Annotated in this window: 18 protein-coding genes and 1 pseudogene; 13 read left to right on the plus strand and 6 right to left on the minus strand. The window is 68.2% G+C overall.

Annotation, left to right across the window (positions count from 1 at the left end; genetic code table 11):
* The 5 genes from ACTHN1_RS06175 to ACTHN1_RS06195 all read left to right on the plus strand — a co-directional run.
* On the plus strand, window positions 1–1621 hold a 1621-nt coding region (locus tag ACTHN1_RS06175; RefSeq protein ID WP_440470083.1), incomplete at its 5' end, for a M1 family metallopeptidase.
* The gene (locus ACTHN1_RS06180; RefSeq protein ID WP_440470084.1) at window positions 1618–2508 is read left to right on the plus strand and encodes a hypothetical protein; all 891 of its coding nucleotides are present in this window, start codon (window positions 1618–1620) and stop codon (window positions 2506–2508) included. The genes ACTHN1_RS06175 and ACTHN1_RS06180, both read left to right, overlap by 4 nt.
* A 92-nt stretch (window positions 2509–2600) precedes the next feature.
* Complete coding sequence (locus tag ACTHN1_RS06185) at window positions 2601–3593, plus strand: YheT family hydrolase (RefSeq protein ID WP_440470126.1); 993 nt, start codon at window positions 2601–2603, stop codon at window positions 3591–3593.
* A gap of 52 nt (window positions 3594–3645) precedes the next feature.
* Entirely contained in the window at window positions 3646–4248 is a 603-nt protein-coding gene (locus tag ACTHN1_RS06190) for a YbhB/YbcL family Raf kinase inhibitor-like protein (protein ID WP_440470085.1), read from the plus strand.
* A 57-nt stretch (window positions 4249–4305) separates the two neighbouring features.
* The gene (locus ACTHN1_RS06195; RefSeq protein WP_440470086.1) at window positions 4306–5373 is read left to right on the plus strand and encodes a glycosyl hydrolase family 28-related protein; all 1068 of its coding nucleotides are present in this window, start codon (window positions 4306–4308) and stop codon (window positions 5371–5373) included.
* Window positions 5374–5418: 45 nt separating this feature from the next.
* Here ACTHN1_RS06195 and ACTHN1_RS06200 read toward each other — a convergent pair whose 3' ends face one another.
* Entirely contained in the window at window positions 5419–6246 is an 828-nt protein-coding gene (locus tag ACTHN1_RS06200) for a DUF4377 domain-containing protein (RefSeq protein WP_440470087.1), read from the minus strand.
* 130 nt (window positions 6247–6376) lie between these two features.
* Entirely contained in the window at window positions 6377–7171 is a 795-nt protein-coding gene (locus tag ACTHN1_RS06205) for an undecaprenyl-diphosphate phosphatase (protein ID WP_440470088.1), read from the minus strand.
* Between the two features lie 211 nt (window positions 7172–7382).
* Between ACTHN1_RS06205 and glnA the strand changes: the two genes are divergently transcribed.
* The 6 genes from glnA (at window position 7383) to ACTHN1_RS06235 (ending at window position 14125) form a co-directional block, all read left to right on the plus strand.
* Entirely contained in the window at window positions 7383–8792 is a 1410-nt protein-coding gene (glnA, locus tag ACTHN1_RS06210) for a type I glutamate--ammonia ligase (RefSeq protein WP_440470089.1), read from the plus strand.
* Between the two features lie 337 nt (window positions 8793–9129).
* Window positions 9130–9468, plus strand: a complete 339-nt coding sequence (locus ACTHN1_RS06215) for a P-II family nitrogen regulator (RefSeq protein ID WP_055941078.1) — start codon at window positions 9130–9132, stop codon at window positions 9466–9468.
* A gap of 90 nt (window positions 9469–9558) precedes the next feature.
* A complete protein-coding gene (locus tag ACTHN1_RS06220; RefSeq protein WP_440470127.1) occupies window positions 9559–10965 on the plus strand; it encodes an ammonium transporter in 1407 nt (468 codons plus the stop codon).
* Window positions 10966–11026: 61 nt separating this feature from the next.
* Window positions 11027–12076, plus strand: coding sequence for a two-component system sensor histidine kinase NtrB (locus ACTHN1_RS06225; RefSeq protein ID WP_440470090.1), 1050 nt, complete (start codon window positions 11027–11029; stop codon window positions 12074–12076).
* A complete protein-coding gene (gene ntrC, locus ACTHN1_RS06230; protein ID WP_440470091.1) occupies window positions 12066–13502 on the plus strand; it encodes a nitrogen regulation protein NR(I) in 1437 nt (478 codons plus the stop codon). The genes ACTHN1_RS06225 and ntrC overlap by 11 nt, the downstream gene beginning before the upstream one ends.
* Window positions 13503–13558: 56 nt before the next feature.
* Complete coding sequence (locus ACTHN1_RS06235) at window positions 13559–14125, plus strand: superoxide dismutase family protein (RefSeq protein ID WP_440470092.1); 567 nt, start codon at window positions 13559–13561, stop codon at window positions 14123–14125.
* 86 nt (window positions 14126–14211) lie between these two features.
* Here the strand turns inward: ACTHN1_RS06235 and ACTHN1_RS06240 are convergent, their stop codons facing one another.
* Window positions 14212–15099, minus strand: a complete 888-nt coding sequence (locus tag ACTHN1_RS06240; protein WP_440470093.1) for a hypothetical protein — start codon at window positions 15097–15099, stop codon at window positions 14212–14214.
* A gap of 97 nt (window positions 15100–15196) precedes the next feature.
* Here ACTHN1_RS06240 and ACTHN1_RS06245 point away from each other — a divergent pair, with 97 nt between their 5' ends.
* Window positions 15197–16477, plus strand: a complete 1281-nt coding sequence (locus tag ACTHN1_RS06245; RefSeq protein WP_440470094.1) for an acetyl-CoA C-acetyltransferase — start codon at window positions 15197–15199, stop codon at window positions 16475–16477.
* A 70-nt stretch (window positions 16478–16547) separates the two neighbouring features.
* Here the strand turns inward: ACTHN1_RS06245 and ACTHN1_RS06250 are convergent, their stop codons facing one another.
* The 3 genes and pseudogenes from ACTHN1_RS06250 to ACTHN1_RS06260 form a co-directional block, all read right to left on the minus strand.
* Window positions 16548–17810, minus strand: coding sequence for a heme biosynthesis protein HemY (locus ACTHN1_RS06250; RefSeq protein WP_440470095.1), 1263 nt, complete (start codon window positions 17808–17810; stop codon window positions 16548–16550).
* Window positions 17807–18823 carry a uroporphyrinogen-III C-methyltransferase gene (locus ACTHN1_RS06255; protein ID WP_440470096.1) on the minus strand — a complete coding sequence of 339 codons (1017 nt, stop codon included), beginning with the start codon at window positions 18821–18823 and terminating at the stop codon, window positions 17807–17809. The genes ACTHN1_RS06250 and ACTHN1_RS06255 overlap by 4 nt, the downstream gene beginning before the upstream one ends.
* 39 nt (window positions 18824–18862) lie before the next feature.
* A pseudogene (locus tag ACTHN1_RS06260) lies at window positions 18863–19634 on the minus strand (uroporphyrinogen-III synthase).
* 16 nt (window positions 19635–19650) lie between these two features.
* Here ACTHN1_RS06260 and ACTHN1_RS06265 point away from each other — a divergent pair.
* Window positions 19651–20109, plus strand: coding sequence for a YiiD C-terminal domain-containing protein (locus ACTHN1_RS06265; protein ID WP_440470097.1), 459 nt, complete (start codon window positions 19651–19653; stop codon window positions 20107–20109).
* Window positions 20110–20124: the final 15 nt, after the last annotated feature.

Genomic DNA, 20124 nt, shown 5'->3' on the forward strand with positions numbered 1-20124 from the left:
CACCACCCTGGACATCGACTTCGACGCGCAGCTGCCGCGGGTGATCGCGCGCACCGGCTACTTCGGCAGCTTCCACCTGATCGCGCAGTGGTTCCCGAAGATCGGCGTGCTGGAACTGCCGGGCGAGCGCGGCGCCACCACCCCGCGCTGGAAAGGGCATGAGTTCCACCAGCACACCGAGTTCTACGCCGACTTCGGCAGCTACGACGTGACCCTGGACGTGCCCAGCGACTATCGCGTCGGCGCGACCGGTGAACTGCAGGGCACGCCGGAAACCGCCAACGGCCGCAGCCTGCATCGCTACGTGCAGCACGACGTGCACGACTTCGCCTGGACCGCGGACAGGAACTATGCCGAACCGCTGCTGGGCGACTGGACCGGGCCGGGCAGCCCGCCGGTGAAGATCCGCGTGCTGTATCCGCCCGAGTTCAAGGCCAGCGCGGCGCCGGCGCTGAAGGCGACCCAGGAATCGCTGACCTATTTCTCGCGCACGCTGGGCCCGTATCCGTATCGCACGGTGACGGTGGTGATTCCGGCCCACAACGCGACCGAGGCCGGGGGCATGGAGTACCCGACCTTCTTCACCGCCGATTCGTTCGAGAAGGTGGCGCCGCTGGGCATGAACGCGCTGCTGCTGGATTTCGTCACCATCCACGAGTTCGGCCACGGCTACTTCTACGGCATCCTCGCCTCCAACGAGTTCGAGGAACCGATGCTGGACGAGGGCCTCAACGAGTACTGGGACCAGCGCATGCTGCGCGAGGCCGGCCGCCGCTACGTCATCGCGCCGGAATGGATGCGCCGGCTGGGCATCCGCCCGCACCTGGGCGAGTTCGAACTGGAGCGGCTGGGCGCGCGGCTGGACGATCCGGCCGACGGCACCGGCGCCAATTCCTGGGGACGGCTGTCGAGCAGCAGCTATGGCGCGGTGTACTCGCGCACCGCGACGGTGATGCGGGATCTGGAAGCGCAGCTGGGCACGCCCGCCATCGAGAAGGCGTTCAAGGAGTATTACGCCACCTGGAAGTTCCGCCACCCCAGCATCGCCGACCTGCGCGAATCGCTGGCGGTGTCGACGGGACGTCGCGACGTGGTCGAGCGGGTGTTCGCCCAGCAGGTGTACGCCACCCGCAAGGTCGACGACCGCATCGAGCGTTTCACCAGCAACGAAGTGCTGCCGCTGGCCGGTTTCCAGATGGAAAAGGGCAAGCGCGTGGATGTGAGCGAGGCCGAACGCGACAAGCGGATCAGCCAGCAGCGCGAAGCATGGAACAAGGCCAATCCCAAGGCCAAGCCTGGCAGCGGGCCGTTCCCCTGGCGGACCACCGTGCTGGTGCGCCGCGAGGGCGCGACGGTGCCGCAGACGCTGGTGGTCACCTTCGCCGACGGCACCCGCAAGACGATGCAGTGGGACGACGACGCGACCTGGAAACGATTCGTCTGGGAGGGTTCGAGCAAGGCGGTGTCGGTGCAGATGGATCCGCAGAAACTGCACTACCTCGATGCCAGCAAGCTGGATGACAGCCGCACGCTGGAAAGCGACGGCAGTGCCGCCCGCCGCTGGAGCGCCGACTTCGCGGCGCTGTTCCAAGCCCTGCAGACCTTCCTGGTGAGCCTATGAACGCGAGTCCCCGTTTTGGTTTCTGGCGCCACCTGTTCGGCGCGCTTGCCGGCGCCCTGCAGTGGCGCGTGCTGGTGCTGTGGATGATCGCGCTGGGCGTGGTCGCGTTGATCGCGGCCTTCCCGGTCTGGCGCGCGCTGGACGGTGCGCTGAGCCACACCATCGATGCCGCCCGTCATGCGGTCGGCCTGGATGCGCTGGCGCTGGCGGATCTCAACAAGGTCTTCGACAAGGACGCCAGCGTCGGTTTCGGCGTGCTGATCAGCCTGGTGCTCAGCCTGCTGCTGTCGCCATGGTTGACCGGCGTGATGCTGGCCGGGATCCGCTATGGCGCGGCGGGCCGGCTCGGCGTGCTGGCCGGGGAAGGCATGCGCGAATACGGACGCCAGCTGCGGCTGATGATCTGGTCGCTGCTGCCGCTGGGCATCGCCATCGGACTGGGATCGTGGTGGATGGAGATCGCCGCCACCCACGCCGAGGAGGCGGTGCTGGCCTCCAGCGCGCGCAATGGTGGCCGTCTGGCATTGGCCGGCGCGGTGCTGGTGTTCGTCCTCATGCACGCGGGCATCGAGCTGACCCGTGCCCGCATCGCGGTGCTGGATGACACCCGCTCGGTGATCCGCGCGTGGTGGCGCAGCTTCAGGCTGTTCCTGCGCCGCCCGTTCGCGGTGCTCGGCCTGTACCTGATGGTCTGCGTGATCGGTTTCGCGGTGGCGCTGGCGCTGGCATGGCTGCGCAGCCGCGTGGCCGGCATCGGCTGGGGCGCGTTCGTGCTGGCCGTGGTGTGCGCGCAACTGGTGGTGGCGGCGCTGGCCTGGGTCCGGCTGGCGCGCCTGCGCGCGCTGGCCGCGGTGGTCGAGGACGATGCGGCGCGCCGGGCCGCCTGACGGAACGCAGCATGCCGCCGCGCGTCTACCGCGCGGCGGCCATTTTGGAGCGACAATGGCCCACCCTCCACGGGCATGGTTCGCCGTCGATGTTGACCGCCGCTGATTACCGACCTCCTCGCTGGTTGCGCAATCCGCACGTGCAATCGGTGCTGGGTTCCAGCCCGATCCGCCGCAGGCGTGGCGAGCACGCATTGCAGCGCGTCGGCGCGACGAGCGAGGAAGTCATCGTCGACGGTGGCGACGGCGTGCGCCTGCAGGGTTTCCACAGCCGGGTGCCCGGCCGCGTTCCGCGCGCGCTGGCGGTGCTGCTGCATGGCTGGGAAGGCAGCGCCGATTCCAGTTACATGCGGATGACCGCCGCCGAGCTGCTGCTGCGCGGCTTCGACGTGTTCCGGCTGAACTTCCGCGATCACGGCGATACCCATCACCTCAACGAGGAACTGTTCCACTCCAATCGCATCGACGAAGTCGTCCACGCGGTGGGCGATGTCGCGATTCGCTATCCGGCCCGACCGATGGTGCTGGCGGGTTATTCGCTGGGCGGGAACTTCGCCCTGCGCGTGGCCCTGCGTGCGCGGCAGGCCGGCCTGCCGTTGCAGCGGGTGGCGGCGGTGTGCCCGTTGCTGGATCCGCACCGGACCATGGATTACATCGAGAACGGGCTGCAGATCTACGACTGGTATTTCCGTCGCAAGTGGCGCAGTTCGCTGCTGCGCAAGCGCCAGCTGTTTCCGGAGCGCCACGCCTACGACGACGCGGTGCTGGCGCAGGACATGCGCGGGCTGATGCGCTGGGTGGCCGAGCGCCATACCGGTTTCGGCACGCTCGAGGCCTACTTCGACGGCTACTCGATCGCCGGCGAGCGCCTGGCCGGACTGGAGATTCCGTCGGACATCCTGATGGCGCAGGACGATCCGGTCATTCCGTTCGAGGATTTCGAGCATTGGCACCTGCCCGCGAACGCGCATCTTGAAATCGCGCCGTGGGGCGGGCATTGCGGCTTCATCGAGAATGCCGCCTGCGATGGTTTCGCCGAGCGCTGGGTGGCCGATCGCCTGGAGGCGGCGCTCGCCGACGCCTGATTCGCCACGCGTTACCATGGCGGCCGTTCAACCTCACCGAGGAGTTCCGCGCATGCGCATCCGCAGCCAGAGTTTCGACGCCGGCCAGCCCATTCCCGCCGAGTTCGCCATGGGCCGGCCCGACGGATTCGCCGGCAACCGCAATCCGCACCTGGCCTGGGACGACGTACCCGCCGGAACACGCTCGTTCGCGTTGCTATGCATCGATCCCGATGCGCCGACGGTCGCCGAAACGGTGGGGCGCGAGGACATGGAGATTCCGCACGACCAGCCGCGCGCGGATTTCGTCCACTGGACGATGATCGACATTCCCGCCGAGGTGCGCGAGATCGCGGCCGGCAGCTGCAGTGACGGCGTCACCGCGCGCGGCAAGGCGTCGCCGCCCGGCCCGGCCGGCGTGCGCCAAGGATTGAACGATTACACCGGCTGGTTCGCCGGCGACGCGCAGATGGGCGGCGATTACCTCGGCTACGACGGCCCCTATCCGCCGTTCAACGATCAGCGCGTGCATCGCTACTTTTTCAAGCTGTACGCACTGGACGTCGCCTCACTCGACGTGCCCGCCCGCTTCACCGCCGCGGATGTGCAGCGCGCGGTGCGGGGGCACACACTGGCCGAGGCGGATGTGCATGGCACCTATTCCCTCAAGGCGTAGTCATCAAGACGTGACATTCCAACGACCGAACCCCTTCACCCTGCAGGCCAGAACACCATGAATCCCATGCGCAGAAACATGCTCATCGGAGCATCGGTTGCGGGTGGTGCGCTGCTTGTTGGGAGCGCCGGCGGAACGCCCGCCCAAGGCGTGGCCTATGGCCACAATGTCACCGACTACGGTGCCGATCCGACGGGAGTCGGGGACAGCACACTGGCATTTCAGAACGCGATTGCCGCGGCAACCGGAAATGGTGGGCATGGGGGACTGGTATTGGTTCCTCCGGGCCACTATCGATTGAACTCGACCATCGATCTGCCCAGCTATCTGAGCCTTCTTGGTCCAGGCACTCCACACTCGGCAATTCTCGATTTTTCCGGGCAGACCTCAGGTTCCGCGCTTCGGGTCACGGGTTTCGGCCACGTGAGAGTTGCTGGCCTGGCGATCATGGGAGCTGCCGCCCACGGTATCGAGGTGACTAGCGACAATCCCCAAAGCTACAAGAACTTCTGCCAGTTCTCTGATTTGTACGTGTTCGAATCCGGTGTCGATGGCTTTCATCTTTCAAACACCTACATGACGACGCTCGAACGTTGCTGGGTGAAGAACGCAGCCAGATTCGGGTTTAGATGTTCGGGTTTTCACACGTCGTTGAAGCTCGATACGTGTTGGGCGGACAGCTGCGGAAATACAGGCTTCAATCTGAATGCAACGGTCTACTCCACGTTGAACAATTGTGGCGCGGATTCCAACCAGAGCTATGGATATTTCCTGTCAAACTGTCAGTCGATATCGATGACAGGCTGTGGCGCCGAAGGCAACTTCTATTCTTCTGTGGGCTTGGCGGCGACGGACGGCTGGGCCGCGGAGAAGAAGGCCGCCGAAGGCGATATCCGCGGAATCACGATAAGCAGCTTCTTTTCCCTCGAGGGGAACAAGAGCGGTGAGGCAGCGTTCGGTTCCTACCTTACCCTTTACACGGAAGACTCGAGATTGATTGAGGGCAGCAGCCTCAACCATCACGCTCGAGGTTCAGAAGGCCTGGCGGTGGTCATCAAGCGCGGATTCGAAACCGCCAGTCGAATCAATTTCCCCGTGTTCCAGGGCGAAAACAAGGTCGCCTGAATCGGGAAGCGGCAGATTCCTAGGTAATCTGCCGCTCCTGCTGACTTACTTCTTCACGCTCTCGGATTCGACCACCATGTCCAGCACGTAGGCGGTGTCGGAGGCGTCGGCCGGCACCGGGTTGCGCTTGAAGCGCTTCACCCGCAGCACGTTGCGGATGCCGGCTTCGTGGGTGTAACCCTCGATGTCCTCGTAGAAGTTCTGCCACTCGCCTCCGGTCGACTTCACACCCTTGTCGTCGTAGCGGATCTCGCGCACCTGCAGGCACTGCTTGTTCGGAATCAGCGGGTGGCTGCACGGCTTGGTTTCGGCCGCGACTTCCAGGAACGCCTGTTCGCCGGGACCGCCGTAGCGGGTTTCGGCGGTGGGTTCGCCGGCAAAGGTCAGCACGTCGCCGGCGGCGTTGGTCAGGGTCAGGCGGGCTTCGTCGCCGGCCTGCACGGCCAGCGCGGAGCTGCCTTCCAGTCGCTTGCTGGCTTCACCGTCCAGCGCCATCAGCTTGCTGTCGGCGCAGGCCATCTGGGTCGACATCATGCTCGACACCGCCAGCTTGTCGCCTTCCAGGGTGTAACCACCGCCCATCCGGTTGCAGCTGTTGCTCACGCCCAGGCGGCCTTCGGCGAAATCCAGGGTCAGCGGCTGATCGGCGCGCGCGAACAGCGCGTCGATGCGCTTGCCCTGCGCATCCTTGGCGTCCTGCAGGCGCCAGTGATAGGCGCCCAGCGCGGCGGCGCCGGTGGGCGCGGCTGGTGCGGGCGTGGCGGCCGGCGCGGTGGCCGCGGGCGGTTCGGCGGCCGGAGCCGGCGTGTCCTGTGCGGGCTTGGCGCAGGCGGCCAGGGCGATCGGCAGGGCGAGCAGGATGAGTCGTTTCATGGGGTTCTCCTTGAGGGTGACCAATGCAAACGGATGGTGATCCGGGACGGGGTGAGTCATCGACCCACGCCGCTCAGGTGCCGTTGGGGAAGCGCCGATCCCCGGGGTCACCGCATGGCGCTGGTGTGGCTCAGCTTCCGGCGGGCATCAACAGCAGCAGCAGCGCGCCGAAAACGATGCGGTAGAAAGCGAAGCCGGTGTAGCGGTGCGACTTGATATAGCCCAGCAGCCATTTGACGACGATGAAGCCGGTCATCGTGGCGGCGGCGAAGGCCAGGCCGACCTCGCCCCAGTTCTCGCTGCCGATGGCGCCGTCCTTGACCAGTTCCAGGAAGGCGTAGCTGCTGGCGGCGAACATGGTCGGGATGCCGACCAGGAATACGAATTCGGTGGCCGACGAACGCCGGCTGGTGCCGGCCAGCATCGCCATGAAGATGGCGGCGGCCGAACGCGAGGTGCCGGGGAACACGCCGGCCACGACCTGCGCCAGGCCCACCAGCACCGCCACCTTCCAGGTGATGTCGGGTTGGTCGCCGCGCTTGCCGGCGAAGTGTTCGGCCACCAGCATCCACACGCCGCCGAGGATCAGCGCCCAGGCGATCGGAGTGAGCGTCTCGGGCAGCTCCCAGCCGGCCAGCCGCACCGGCAGGCCGACCAGCGCGGTCACCAGGAAGGCGGTGGCGATCTTGGCCAGATAGTCGCGGTTGGCCGGCTCGCGCCAGCCGCGCGCCAGTTCCCACAGGCGTTCGCGGAATACCAGGGTGATGGCGAGGATGGCGCCGGCCTGGATGACGATGTTGAAGAAGTCGGAGCGGTGGCCGAGCCAGCGCTCGGCGATGAGCAGGTGACCGGTGCTGGAGATGGGCAGGAACTCGGTGATGCCTTCGATGATGCCGAGCAGGAGCGCGGCGAGCAGGTCGGTCATGGGCGCGGGTGGGTGGGCGTGGAACGACAAGGATAGTGGATTCACACTGATTCATATTGGTGCAATGCGCGCGCGAAACGCACCAAACAAGTGCTAACCGGGGATGCCATGTCACTGTGAAAGCTTTGAAAACAAACACTTGCGTAGGCCGCAGGGTTGGCATGCTGTTTGCTGAAGAACAGGCACGTTCCTACCAACCTGAGGTTCCAAGATGTCTGCGGACACTGTTGAAAAGCTGATCAAGGACAACAAGGTCGAGTTCGTCGACCTGCGTTTCGCGGACGTCCGCGGCGTGCAGCATCACGTCACCTTCCCGGTCAACATCGTGGAGCCCTCGCTGTTCGAGGACGGCAAGATGTTCGACGGCAGCTCCATCGCCGGCTGGAAGGGCATCAACGAGTCCGACATGGTGCTGCTGCCCGACGCCAGCACCGCTTTCCTGGATCCGTTCACCGCCGATCCGACCATCGTGCTGACCTGCGACGTGCTGGACCCGGCCACCATGCAGGGCTATTCGCGCTGCCCGCGCGGTGTCGCCAAGCGCGCCGAGGCCTACCTGAAGTCCAGCGGCATCGCCGACCAGGCGTTCTTCGGTCCGGAGCCGGAATTCTTCATCTTCGATTCGGTCCGCTACGCCAATGAAATGGGCCACACCTTCTTCAAGATCGATTCCGAGGAAGCGGCCTGGAACAGCGGCACCAAGTACGAAGGCGGCAACAGCGGCTATCGTCCCGGCGTGAAGGGCGGCTACTTCCCGGTCGCCCCGGCCGACACCCTGCACGACATCCGCGCCGAGATGTGCAAGACCCTGGAGCAGGTCGGCATCGAAGTCGAGGTGCACCACCACGAAGTGGCGACCGCCGGCCAGTGCGAAATCGGCACCAAGTTCAACTCGCTGGTCAAGAAGGCCGACGAGCTGCTGACGATGAAGTACATCATCAAGAACGTCGCCTTCCGCAACGGCAAGACCGCGACCTTCATGCCCAAGCCGATCGTCGGCGACAACGGCAGCGGCATGCACGTGCACCAGTCGCTGGCCAAGGGCGGTACCAACCTGTTCTCCGGTGACGGCTACGGCGGCCTGTCGCAGATGGCGCTGTGGTACATCGGCGGCATCTTCAAGCACGCCCGCGCGATCAACGCCTTCACCAACTCGGGCACCAACAGCTACAAGCGCCTGGTGCCGGGCTTCGAAGCACCGGTGATGCTGGCCTACTCGGCCCGCAACCGTTCGGCTTCCTGCCGCATTCCGTGGGTGTCCAACCCGAAGGCCCGCCGCATCGAGATCCGTTTCCCGGATCCTCTGCAGACCGGCTACCTGACCTTCGCCGCGCTGATGATGGCCGGCCTGGACGGCATCAAGAACCAGATCGACCCGGGCGCGCCGAGCGACAAGGATCTGTACGACCTGCCGCCGGAAGAAGAGAAGAACATCCCGCAGGTCTGCTCCAGCCTGGACCAGGCGCTGGAAGCGCTGGACAAGGACCGCGACTTCCTCAAGGCCGGCGGCGTGTTCAGCGATGACTTCATCGATGGCTACATCGCGCTGAAGATGCAGGAAGTGACCAAGTTCCGCGCGGCCACGCACCCGCTGGAATACCAGCTGTACTACGGCAACTGAGCAACCGCGGCGATGGCGACGGAAAACCCCTCCCACCCGTCGCCATCGCCGCACCTCGACCCGGCTGGGGAGCCGGGGAGCCGCCACGCTTCAAGGAGATCGCAACACCGGCAACACAGGGGAACGCAAGACAGTGCAACACAGGAGAGATCCATGAGCCGCCACTCCCTCCCACGTCACCGTCCGTCACCGCGATGCACCGCGGCGATGGCCGGTGCGGCTCATGGGTTGTTCCGCACCGAGAACGTGTCCGCTGCCAGGGGGCTGCGCGCACGGGTGTCCTGAAACCACCGGCCGGCTGCGGCCGGCCGGTTCCATCCACCATCGGGGTATGCGCATGAAACTGATCACCGCCATCATCCGGCCGTTCAAGCTCGACGAGGTCCGAGAATCCTTGTCGCAGGCGGGCGTGTCCGGCATCACCGTCACCGAAGTGAAAGGCTTCGGCCGGCAGAAGGGCCACACCGAGCTGTATCGCGGCGCCGAGTACGTCGTCGATTTCCTGCCCAAGATCAAGATCGAAACCGTCGTCACCGACGAACGCCTGGAGGCGGTCATCGAGGCCATCCAGCAGGCCGCCGGCACCGGCAAGATCGGCGACGGCAAGATTTTCGTGACCACCATCGACCAGGTCATCCGCATCCGCACCGGCGAAGTCGGCGCGGACGCGCTCTAACACTCGGAGCCCCACATGAAGACTCGACTGTTCGACGGGTGGAAAGCCCGTGCGCAAGCGTTGTGCCTGGCCGCCGTGTGCGGCGTGACGATGATGGGATTCGCGGCCGGCGCGTCCGCGCAGGATCCGGCGCCGGCACCGGCGCAGGAAGCCGCCGCCGCCAGTGCCCCGGCAACCACCGAAACCACGCCTCCCGCGGTGGCGGCGGCCACGCCGGCACCGGCGGCCGCACCGGCCGAAGCCACCGCGGCGGCGGATCCCGCGCCGGTGGTGGAGAAGGGCGACGTCGCCTGGATGCTCACCTCCACGTTGCTGGTGCTGCTGATGGTGGTGCCCGGGTTGGCGCTGTTCTACGGCGGCATGGTGCGTTCGAAGAACGTACTGTCGGTGCTGATCCAGGTCGCCACCGTGTTCTCGCTGCTGGTGATCCTGTGGGTGTTCTACGGCTACAGCCTGGCGTTCTCGGGCGAGGGGCCGTGGATCGGCAATCTCGACAAGGCGCTGCTGAAAGGGGTGACGCTGGAATCGCTCGCCGCGACCTTCACTGCCGGGGTGAGCCTGCCGGAGTACGTGTTCGTCGTGTTCCAGGCGACCTTCGCCGGCATCACCGGAGCGCTGATCGTCGGCGCCTTTGCCGAGCGCGTGCGGTTCGCGGCGGTGCTGCTGTTCTCGGTGCTGTGGTTCACCTTCGGCTATCTGCCGCTGGCGCACATGGTGTGGGCGGCGGGCGGCTTCCTGTTCGAGAAAGGCGCGCTGGATTTCGCCGGCGGCACCGTGGTGCACATCAACGCGGGCGTGGCCGGCCTGCTCGGCGCGTACTTCGTCGGCAAGCGCGTCGGCTTCGGACGCGAAGCGCTGAAGCCGCACAACGTGACCTTCACCTTCGTCGGCGCCTCGCTGCTGTGGGTGGGCTGGTTCGGCTTCAACGCCGGTTCCAACCTGGAAGCCAATGCCGGCGCGGCGCTGGCCTTCCTCAACACCCTGCTCGCCACCGCCGCGGCGATACTGGGCTGGGCGGCGACCGAGAAGTTCACCAAGGGCAAGTCCTCCGCACTGGGCGTGGCCTCCGGCGCGGTCGCCGGCCTGGTCGGCATCACCCCGGCCTGCGGCACGGTCGGACCGTTCGGCGCGATCGTCATCGGCCTGGCCGCCGGCGTGATCTGCGTGTGGGGCGTGAATGGACTGAAGCGCCTGCTCGGCGCGGACGACAGCCTGGACGTGTTCGGCGTGCATGGCCTGGGCGGCATCGTCGGCGCGATCCTCACCGGCGTGTTCAGCGCGGCCTCGCTGGGCGGGGTGAAGGGCGAGGGCTACGACATCGCCAGCCAGGTCGGCATCCAGGCGCTGGGCGTCGGCATCACCCTGGTCTGGATCGGTGTGGTGTCCGTGGTGTCGTTCCTGATCGCCAAGGCCGTGTTCGGCCTGCGCGTGCCGGAAGAAGCCGAGCGCGAGGGTCTGGACATCACCTCCCACGGTGAGTCGGCCTACGAGGCCTGATCCCGCCACCGGGCCGGCTTTGCACTAAACTGGTGCAATGTCGGCCCCGGTGACTTTTCCCATGTTTCCCGCACCCGCCCCCGATGCGCTCAGCACGCCGGTGGCCTGGGCCGACGCGTCCGGGCACATCGCGGGGGTCAACGCGGCGTTCGCCCGCTGGCTGGGTGTCAGCGCCCGCAGGTTGCTGGGGCAGCCGCTGGCGGCACTGGAAATGGAGGGCGACGCGATGGCGCGCTTCCTGGACAACACCGACCGCGAACTCCTGCGCCTGCACCGCATGGCGCTGGGCATGCCCGGCGAGGCCCCGCGCTTCGCCGAGGGCTGGCTGTCGCGCCTGGAGGGCGGCGGCTGGCTGCTGGAGGCGCATCCGGTGGACGAATTCCCGGCGCCCGACCCCACCCAGGTGCTGCCGAGCGCGCTCGGCGCGGCGCTCAAGGGGCTGGCCCACGAATTGCGCAATCCGCTGGCCGGGCTGAAGGGCGCCGCACAACTGCTCGCGCGCCGGGCCGGCCAGCGCGCCGACAACGAAGACGAGCGCGAACTGATCGAACTGATCGAATCGGAGATCGGCCGCCTCAACACCCTGCTCGATCAGTTGCTGTCGCCCGCGCCGCAACGGCCGCATGCGCCGCTCAACATCCACGCGGTGCTGGAACGCGTGCTGCGCCTGGCCGAAACCGAAGGCGGCTGGTCGGTGCGCCTGCAACGCGACTACGACCCCAGCCTGCCGGAACTGCCCGGCGACGCCGATCGGTTGACCCAGGCGGTCTGGAACCTGGTGCGCAACGCCATCCAGGCCGGCGCGGCCAGCGTGATCCTGCGCACGCGGGTGGAGCATGGCCTGCGCATCCACGATCATCTGCACGCGATGGCGCTGCGGGTGGAGATCATCGACGACGGCCGCGGCGTGCCGGAAGAATTGGCCGAGCACCTGTTCCTGCCGCTGGTCAGCGGTCGCGCCGAAGGCAGCGGACTGGGCCTCGCGCTGGCACAGCAGGTCGCGCGCGAACACCGCGGCACGCTGACCTATCGCTCCCGTCCCGGCCATACCGTTTTCACCCTGCTGCTGCCGCGCGATGGCGACGGGGAAGAGGAACGCCATGTCCACTGATTCCGCGCCCTCCCATGCGCAGCGCATCTGGGTGGTCGATGACGATCGCTCGGTGCGCTTCGTCCTGGCCACCGCGCTGCGCGATGCCGGCTACGACGTCGACGGTTTCGACAGCGCCGCCGCCGCGTTGCAGGCGCTGGGCGCGCGTGGCGCGCCGGATCTGCTGTTCACCGACGTGCGCATGCCCGGCGACGACGGCCTGGTCCTGCTCGACCGGCTGAAGGCCACGCACCCGCAACTGCCGGTGATCGTGATGTCCGCCTACACCGATGTCGCCAGCACCGCCGGCGCGTTCCGTGGCGGCGCGCACGAGTTCCTGTCCAAGCCTTTTGATCTGGACGACGCGGTCGCGCTGGCCGCGCGCGCGCTGCCGGACGCCGAGCAGGAAGCCGCGCCCGCGCCCGAGCCCGGCGCATCGACGCAGGGGACGCCGCACCTGATCGGCGATACGCCGGCGATGCGCGCGCTGTTCCGCGCCATTGGCCGACTGGCGCAGGCGCCGCTGTCGGTGCTGATCAATGGCGAAACCGGTACCGGCAAGGAACTGGTCGCCCGCGCGCTGCACCAGGAATCGCCGCGCGCGCGCAAGCCCTTCGTCGCGCTCAACACCGCGGCCATCCCCGCCGAACTGCTGGAGAGCGAACTGTTCGGCCACGAGGCGGGTGCCTTCACCGGCGCGCAGAAACGCCACATCGGCCGTTTCGAGCAGGCCGACGGTGGCACCCTGTTCCTGGATGAAATCGGCGACATGCCGCTGCCATTGCAGACGCGCCTGCTGCGGGTATTGGCCGAAGGCGAATTCTTCCGGGTCGGCGGACGCGAGCTCATCCGGGTCGACGTGCGGGTGATCGCGGCCACCCACCAGCACCTGGAGGCGCTGGTCGCCGAGGGACGTTTCCGCGCCGACCTGCTGCACCGGCTCGACGTGGTGCGCCTGCAACTGCCGCCGTTGCGCGAGCGCCTGGCCGACGTGCCGCAACTGGCGGAGAATTTCCTGGCTTCGGCCACCCGCAAGCTGGACATCGCGCCCAAGCGCTTCTCGCACGCGGCCGCCGCGCTGCTGCAATCGTATGCGTGGCCGGGCAACGTCCGCGAACTGGAAAACGTGTGCTGGCGCCTGGCCGCGCTGGCGCCGGGCGATGTCATCACCGGCGCCGATCTGGAAGCGGTGTTGCCACGCGGCACCTCCGCGCTCCCTTCCGCGACCGCGGCCGGATGGGACGAGGCGCTGGCCGCCTGGGCACGCGCGCGCTTGTCCGAAGGCGTCGAGGGCCTGCACGCCGAGGCGCGCGAACGCTTCGATCGAACCCTGCTGGAAGTGGCCCTGGAGTTCACCCAGGGTCGGCGCGCCGAGGCCGCGACGCGGCTGGGCGTGGGCCGCAATACGGTGACCCGCAAGCTTGGCCCCGGCAGGAAGCGGCGCTGACTTCATTGCACCTGAATGAAGCTGGGGTTACGTTTGCGGGCTCACGCTTTCAGGAGATGACCATGCGTACCGTATTGCTTGCCACCGTCACCGCCGTCGCGCTCACCGCCTGCGGCAGCCATCCGAAGCCGGCCGAACAACCCGCCGCGCCGACGGCCACCAGCACCGCCAAGCAGGGCATCGTCAATCTCGCATCGGCGTCGGGCAGCCTGGTCAGCGGCAAGATCACCCTCGCGCCGATGGCCGATGGCGTGCACCTGACCGGTGAAGTCGGCGGCCTGCCGGCCAACAGCACGCACGGTTTCCATGTGCACGAGAAGGGCGATTGCAGCGCGGTGGACGCCAGCAGCGCCGGTCCGCATTTCAACCCGACCGGCAGCGCCCACGGCAAGGCCGGCGGCGGCGCGCACCATGCCGGCGACATGGACAACGTCGTCGCCAATGCGGAAGGCGTGGCGCGCATCAACGTGCATCTCACCGGCGTCACCCTCGGTGGCGGCGCGCCCAACGACATCGCCGGCCGCGCGCTGATCGTGCACGGTTCGCCGGACGACTACACCAGCCAGCCGGCCGGCAACGCCGGCGCGCGCGTGGCCTGCGGCATCATCACCGTCACCCAGTGACGGCGTCGCGCTGACGCCCGGTCATGAGCGGGCGGCGATGAAAGACCCGCGCGGGAACGATCGATGTCGTTCCCGCGTCGTTCGCCTCAGGCCTGGCCCAGCGCTTCGCGCGGATCCGCGTATCCGGCGCAGTGCGCGAACGTCACCGGAATGCCATGCGCTTCCAACACCGCGGCGAACTGCTGCTGGCGGGCGAGGAAATGGTTGTACGCGCGCTCCAGTCGTTCGTCGGTGGATTCCTGCGGCGCGTAGCGCGCGCGCCAGGCGGAGGGTTCGAACAGGGCGATGTGCACTTCGCCGCCGCTGTAGCGCAGCAGCGGTTCCGGCGGTGCATCCAGCCATTCTTCCTGCTCCGGCGCCAGCAGCGCGGTTTCGATGATCGGCCACAGCGCCTCCAGCCCGCCGTGGCCGTACTGCATCGCGGTCATCGCCGCGAGATCGTGCAGGGTCAGGTAGCGCGCGTGCTCGATCTGCGCACCGAAAGCCTGCTGCGCCAGCAACGCGGTGTCGGCCTGGGCCATGCCGGTTTCCAGCAGCACGGCTTCCAACCGTTCGGCAACTTCGGAAACCGTATGGTCTTCGCCGCTCAGCATGAACGGCAGCACCCGCAGCGGACCGCCCGCAAGGTCCGCATCGGCGGCGAACGGTTGTGGCACCTCGCCGCGCTCATCGGCACCGAAGGCGATCATCCGCGGCCCGCTGTTGCGGCCCGGAGCACGCTGATGCAGCTCTTCCAGGCGCCGATGCAGCGGCCAGCCGGGGCGCAGCGCCTCGGCCGGATCGAAGTGCGCGGCCGCCAGGGTCAGGTCCAGATCGCGGATGGCGGGCACCAGCGTCGCCAGATCGCGGCCGACCCGCTCCACCAGCATGGCGGCGTCGGCGGGCCGCAGCGCGGCCTGTCCGGGGACGTTTCCGGCGGAGAGTTCCAGCGCCAGGAATCCCTTCACGTCGGCGGTCGTTGCGGATGCGGTCATATCAAGGTTTGGCGGCGATGGAGGGGGGCATTACACTCTCGCATTATGCCTGCCGCCGCCGCGGCTTCCGATCCACTGCTCCGTGATGAGGTCCTCCATGCCAGCCGCCCGTCCCGTCGCCATCCTCGGTGGCGTCCGCATTCCGTTCTGCCGGCAGAACACCGCCTACGCGGATGTGGGCAACCTGGGCATGTCGGTGCGTACGCTGGGCGCGCTGGTCGAGCGCTTCGGCCTGCATGGCCAGCAACTCGGCGAAGTGGCGATGGGCGCGGTGATCAAGCATTCCAGCGACTGGAACCTGGGCCGTGAAGCGACGCTCTCCTCCGGGCTGTCGCCGCTGACTCCGGGCATTACCCTGCAGCGCGCCTGCGGTACCAGCCTGGACAGCATCATCACGGTCGCCAACAAGATCGCGCTGGGCCAGATCGAATCCGGCATCGGCGGCGGTTCGGACACCACCTCCGACGTGCCGATCGTCTACGGCAAGAAACTGCGCGCGCGGATCCTCGCCGCCAATCGCGCCAAGACCACCCAGGACAAGATCAAGACGCTGGTGAAGGGCTTCAAGTTCAGCGAACTCAAGCCCGAGTTTCCCGGCGTGGCCGAGCCGCGCACCGGCAAGAGCATGGGCGATCACTGCGAAGACATGGCGAAGGAGTGGAACATCTCCCGCGATTCGCAGGACGAACTGGCGGTGGCTTCGCACAAGAAACTGGCGGCGGCCTACGAGCGCGGCTTCTTCAGCGATCTGATCGCGCCGTTCCGCGGGCTGGAGCGCGACAACATCCTGCGTCCGGACACTTCGCTGGAAAAGCTCGCCACGCTCAAGCCGGCGTTCGACAAGACCTCCGGACGCGGCACCCTGACCGCGGCCAACTCCACCCCGCTCACCGACGGCGCCGCCGCGGTGCTGCTGGCGAGCGAGGACTGGGCGCGCACGCACGGACACGAGCCGCTGGCCTATCTGCGCGACGCGCAGGTGGCGGCGGTCGACTTCGTGCATGGCGAGGGCCTGTTGATGGCGCCGACGGTCGCGGTGCCGGAAATGCTCAAGCGGCACGGACTGACGCTGCAGGATTTCGATTTCTACGAGATCCACGAAGCCTTCGCCGCGCAGGTGCTGTGCACGCTGCGCGCCTGGGAAAGCGAGGACTACTGCCGCAACCGGCTGGGCCTGGATGCGCCGCTGGGCCGGATCGATCCGGAGAAGATGAACCCGAACGGCTCCTCGTTGGCGACCGGCCATCCGTTCGCCGCGACCGGCGCGCGCATCGTCGCCACCGCCGCCAAGGAGCTGAAGCAGCGCGGCGGCGGCCGTTGCCTGGTGTCCATCTGCACCGCCGGTGGCATGGGCGTGGTCGCGATCATCGAGCGCTGATCCGCGCGCGAAGGCGTTCGCGGCCGTGGCCGCATCTGCGCGCTTGTGTGTCGAACGCGCGGCCCGTGTGTCAGCCGCGCAGTCTCGGCAAGCCGTGTTCGTCGCGTTCCTCGACCACCGCGGCATCGAAGATCTTCTGCTTCATGTCGCGTCCCGGCAATTCGATCGAGGCTTCCCCGCGCTGCGCGCGCAGGGCATTGGCGTAGCTGCGCCGCGCGCTGGCCTCGTCGCCCGCGGCGGTGAAACCCTCGCCCAGTTCCTCCCAGGCATCCGCGCCCGCGCCCTGCGCCAGCGCGCGATGCAGGAATTCCTGCGCCTGCGGCCACTGGCCCTGCTGGCGGGCCAGGCGCGCCAGCGTGACCAGCAGCGCGGGACTGGCCGGATGACCCTGCAACCAGCGCTGCGCGCTGGCCCGGCGCGAATCGGCCTTGCCCACCGGCAGGCGCCCGTACAGGGCGACCAGCGATTCATCCCAGCGCGCGTCGATCGCCGATTCGAGGCTGCGGATCGCCGCGTCTTCCCAGCGCATCGCCGCGGCGCGTTCGGCATAGGCGGCGACCACCGCCGGATCGTTGCGCAGCGCCTTGGGCAGCGTTTCCCAGCGCTCGGCCAGGACGTTGGCGTCATTGGCCTCGCGCACGGCGCGCGCGGCGAGATCCTTTTCCAGCGCGTCGAGCTGGCCGGTCGAGAGCGACTGCTGCTGCTTCATCGCGCCCAGCAGGCCATACGCTTCGCCACTGCGATTGAGTTGGGTCAGCGCCTGCGCGCGCAAGGACAGGCCGCGCGGCGGCAGCGGTTGCGCGACCGGGGATTCCAGCGCGGTCAGCGCCTCGATCGGTGACTGCCGCGCCAGCGCGCGGTCCGCGGCGGCCAGCGCGTGCGCGGTGGCGCTGCGCTGGGCGAGTGCGTCCAGGTGGCGCCGGGCGGCGGCGTCATCCTCGCGCGCATCGGCGGAACGCAATGCGGCGATGCGCGCGATCGCACCGACCTCGTCGTCTTCGGCCGCCCGCTCCAGCAGTTTCTCGGCGCGGTTCCAGTGTCCGCCGTGCAGGCTGTCCAGCCCTTCGATCAAGCGCGCACGCGCCTGCTTGCGGCGATGCCGCGCCCATGCGCGGAACGGCAGGGTCAACAGCTTCAGCACCAGCCAGATCGCGGCGGCGACCAGCAACAGCGACAGCAGCGCGCGCGGTACGTCGGTTTCCCAATCGTTGCCGCCGAACTGCACGAACACCCGGCCGAAATCACGGGTATGTTCCTGCGCCAGCCATTGCGCGGCGAACACGCCGAGGGCCAGCAGGACCAGCAGGATGACGGTGGTGCGGAACACCTTCATGGCGTGGCCTCCGGTCGGGGCGCCGCGGGAGCGGTGAAGCCCGCGTTGCGCAGGCTGCGCAGCTGTTCCAGGGTGCTGCCCAGCAACGGATTGTCGGCGCGCAACGGCAGACTGCGCATGGCGGCTATCTGCTGGCGACCCTGACGCAGGGCCGGTGAATCCGGCCACAACCGGGTCAGCCATTGATCGATGCGGTTCAGCGAGGACTGGAAGCCGGCGGCGTCGCCGCGTTCCAGCGCCGCGTGCGCCAGACTGATCTCGATGCGCAGCGCGGCTTCGCCGGCGTTGCGATCCGACGGCGCGACGAACGCCGCCTGTCGGCTCGGCCGCACGTCCACCAGCGGCGCCAGCCAGCGCTGCCAGCGGCTTTGTTCCGACGCGCCCGCCGCCGCCGGTCGCTGCGGCCAACCGGCCAGGCCGCCGGCGAAAGCGTCGAGCTGCTGGCTCAGGCGCGCGCGCTGACCCACGCCGAGCGCGTCCAGCGCCTGGCGTTCCTGGGTGAGCGTCTGCTTGAGGTTCAGCAGGCGGTGATCATCGATCCCTTCCAGCGCGCCGGCCGCCAATGCGTAGGCGCGGCGCGCACCGTCCAGATCATCGGCCACGCTCATGCGCTGGCCGGCCAGCGACAGCAGCATCTCCACCTCGTCCAGGCGCAGCGCCTGCGCGCCATGGCGGCTGGGGTCGGCGAGCTTGGCGACGCTTTCCTCCAGCAGCGCGCCCCGCTGCCCGAGCCCGAGCACCTCGTCCCGCAGGATCCGGTTGGTGGCCGCCGCATCCTGCACGCGCTGGGTCAGGGTCCGCTGATCGCGGCGCACCGATTCCAGACGCTGATCGAGCGCGGCCAGGTGTTGCGCTTCGTCCGCCGCCTTGGCCTGGGCCTGCGCGTCACGCGCCTTCCAGGCGCGCCAGCCCAGCGTGGCGACCACCGCCAGCGCGATCAGCACCAGCAGCCAGAGGAATGCGCCACGGCCGGTACGGGGGCGGGAGGAGGTGGAAATTGTTTCGTCGTTCACTCGGCCGTCCTTGTCATCGTTCTGGCGGGCGTCGTGCGCTCATGCTAGCGGATCAGACCGCAGGAGGGCGTCTTCCGCGCAGTCCAGCATTTGTGAGTTGCGTGGCCCGGCGGCCAGATGGATCCGCGTGAAGCCTGCTTGCGCCGCTTGTTCAGACAAGCGCTCGCTGGCGGCGATGGCCGGCATGCGCAGCCACTTCTCACGGCTCGTGGCAGGCAGTTGCGCCAGCACGCGTTCCAGCGCGCCACCGCTGCTGATCATCACGCAGGCGGGAGCCCGCAGTGCTTCGAGCGCCTGCAGACTGCGACGCGACAGCGGAATGTCGACCCGCGAATACACATCGGCGCGATCCAGTTCCGCGCCGCGTACCTGCAGAGCAGGCGCCAGCAGGTTGCGGCCGGCCGGCGCGGTGACGAAACCAATCCGCCGGCCGGCGATCGATTGCAGCTCGGGCAGCGCCAGCAGGCCTTCGCTGTCCATCCGCGCCGGCGCGCTGACCCGGGGAATTCCCAGGCGATGCAGCGCGCGCGCGGTACCGCTGCCGACCGCCAGCCAGATCTGGCCCGGCCTGGCCCGCAGTCGCCGCAGACGCGCGGCCGCGGCGACCGCCGCGGGACTGGTGAACAGCACGTGGTCGGCATCCAGCGCGCGTGCCAGCGCGCCGCGCGCCTCGTCGTCGTCGCGCACGACGATCCGCCATGGCGACACCGCCAGCAGCGCCGCGCCGCGCCGCCGCACGGCGCAGGGCGTCGTGCCCGCCCTGCGGCCGCAGCGAGATCACGTACCATCCTGCGTCTTTACCGGAAGCCATGAGCCGATTATCCGTGATGAACGCCGAAGCTGCGCTGGATCATCTGCGCGCGCATTGCCGCGAAATGCCCCCCGTGGCCGCCATGCAGGTGGAGGTCGACGGCTACGCGGACGGCATCCTGAGGCTGACGGCGCCCCTGGCGGCGAACGTCAATGACAAGGGCACCGCGTTCGGCGGCAGCCTGACCTCGCTGATGACGGTGGCCGGCTGGGGCCGGGTGACGCTGGGCCTGGAGATGGCCGGCGAAACCGCCGAGGTCTACGTGGCCGACAGCAGCATCCGCTACCTCGCGCCGCTGCGCGCGGACCTGTGCGCGGAAGCCGCGTTCGCGCCGGGCGAGTCCTTCGAGACCTTCCTGTCGACCCTGCGCCAGCGCGGACGCGCGCGGATCCAGGTGGAAGCGGTGGTGCGCCTGCCCGAAGGTGGCGCGGCCACCACCCTGAGCGGCCGTTTCGTCGCCATCGCCAAGCGGTAGGATGACCGCACCTGT

It is taken from the genome of Pseudoxanthomonas sp. (genome assembly GCF_051953815.1).
GTDB lineage: Bacteria > Pseudomonadota > Gammaproteobacteria > Xanthomonadales > Xanthomonadaceae > Pseudoxanthomonas_A.

Bases quoted from the DNA above. Each gene is read 5' to 3' on its own strand.
- ACTHN1_RS06235 (WP_440470092.1), top strand. From the start codon at position 13,559: ATGACCATGCGTACCGTATTGCTTGCCACCGTCACCGCCGTCGCGCTC.
- glnA (WP_440470089.1), top strand. From the start codon at position 7,383: ATGTCTGCGGACACTGTTGAAAAGCTGATCAAGGACAACAAGGTCGAG.
- ACTHN1_RS06180 (WP_440470084.1), top strand. From the start codon at position 1,618: ATGAACGCGAGTCCCCGTTTTGGTTTCTGGCGCCACCTGTTCGGCGCG.
- ACTHN1_RS06215 (WP_055941078.1), top strand. From the start codon at position 9,130: ATGAAACTGATCACCGCCATCATCCGGCCGTTCAAGCTCGACGAGGTC.
- ntrC (WP_440470091.1), top strand. From the start codon at position 12,066: ATGTCCACTGATTCCGCGCCCTCCCATGCGCAGCGCATCTGGGTGGTC.
- ACTHN1_RS06200 (WP_440470087.1), bottom strand. From the start codon at position 6,246: ATGAAACGACTCATCCTGCTCGCCCTGCCGATCGCCCTGGCCGCCTGC.
- ACTHN1_RS06225 (WP_440470090.1), top strand. From the start codon at position 11,027: ATGTTTCCCGCACCCGCCCCCGATGCGCTCAGCACGCCGGTGGCCTGG.
- ACTHN1_RS06245 (WP_440470094.1), top strand. From the start codon at position 15,197: ATGCCAGCCGCCCGTCCCGTCGCCATCCTCGGTGGCGTCCGCATTCCG.
- ACTHN1_RS06205 (WP_440470088.1), bottom strand. From the start codon at position 7,171: ATGACCGACCTGCTCGCCGCGCTCCTGCTCGGCATCATCGAAGGCATC.
- ACTHN1_RS06190 (WP_440470085.1), top strand. From the start codon at position 3,646: ATGCGCATCCGCAGCCAGAGTTTCGACGCCGGCCAGCCCATTCCCGCC.
- ACTHN1_RS06265 (WP_440470097.1), top strand. From the start codon at position 19,651: ATGAACGCCGAAGCTGCGCTGGATCATCTGCGCGCGCATTGCCGCGAA.
- ACTHN1_RS06220 (WP_440470127.1), top strand. From the start codon at position 9,559: ATGATGGGATTCGCGGCCGGCGCGTCCGCGCAGGATCCGGCGCCGGCA.
- ACTHN1_RS06250 (WP_440470095.1), bottom strand. From the start codon at position 17,810: ATGAAGGTGTTCCGCACCACCGTCATCCTGCTGGTCCTGCTGGCCCTC.
- ACTHN1_RS06240 (WP_440470093.1), bottom strand. From the start codon at position 15,099: ATGACCGCATCCGCAACGACCGCCGACGTGAAGGGATTCCTGGCGCTG.
- ACTHN1_RS06195 (WP_440470086.1), top strand. From the start codon at position 4,306: ATGAATCCCATGCGCAGAAACATGCTCATCGGAGCATCGGTTGCGGGT.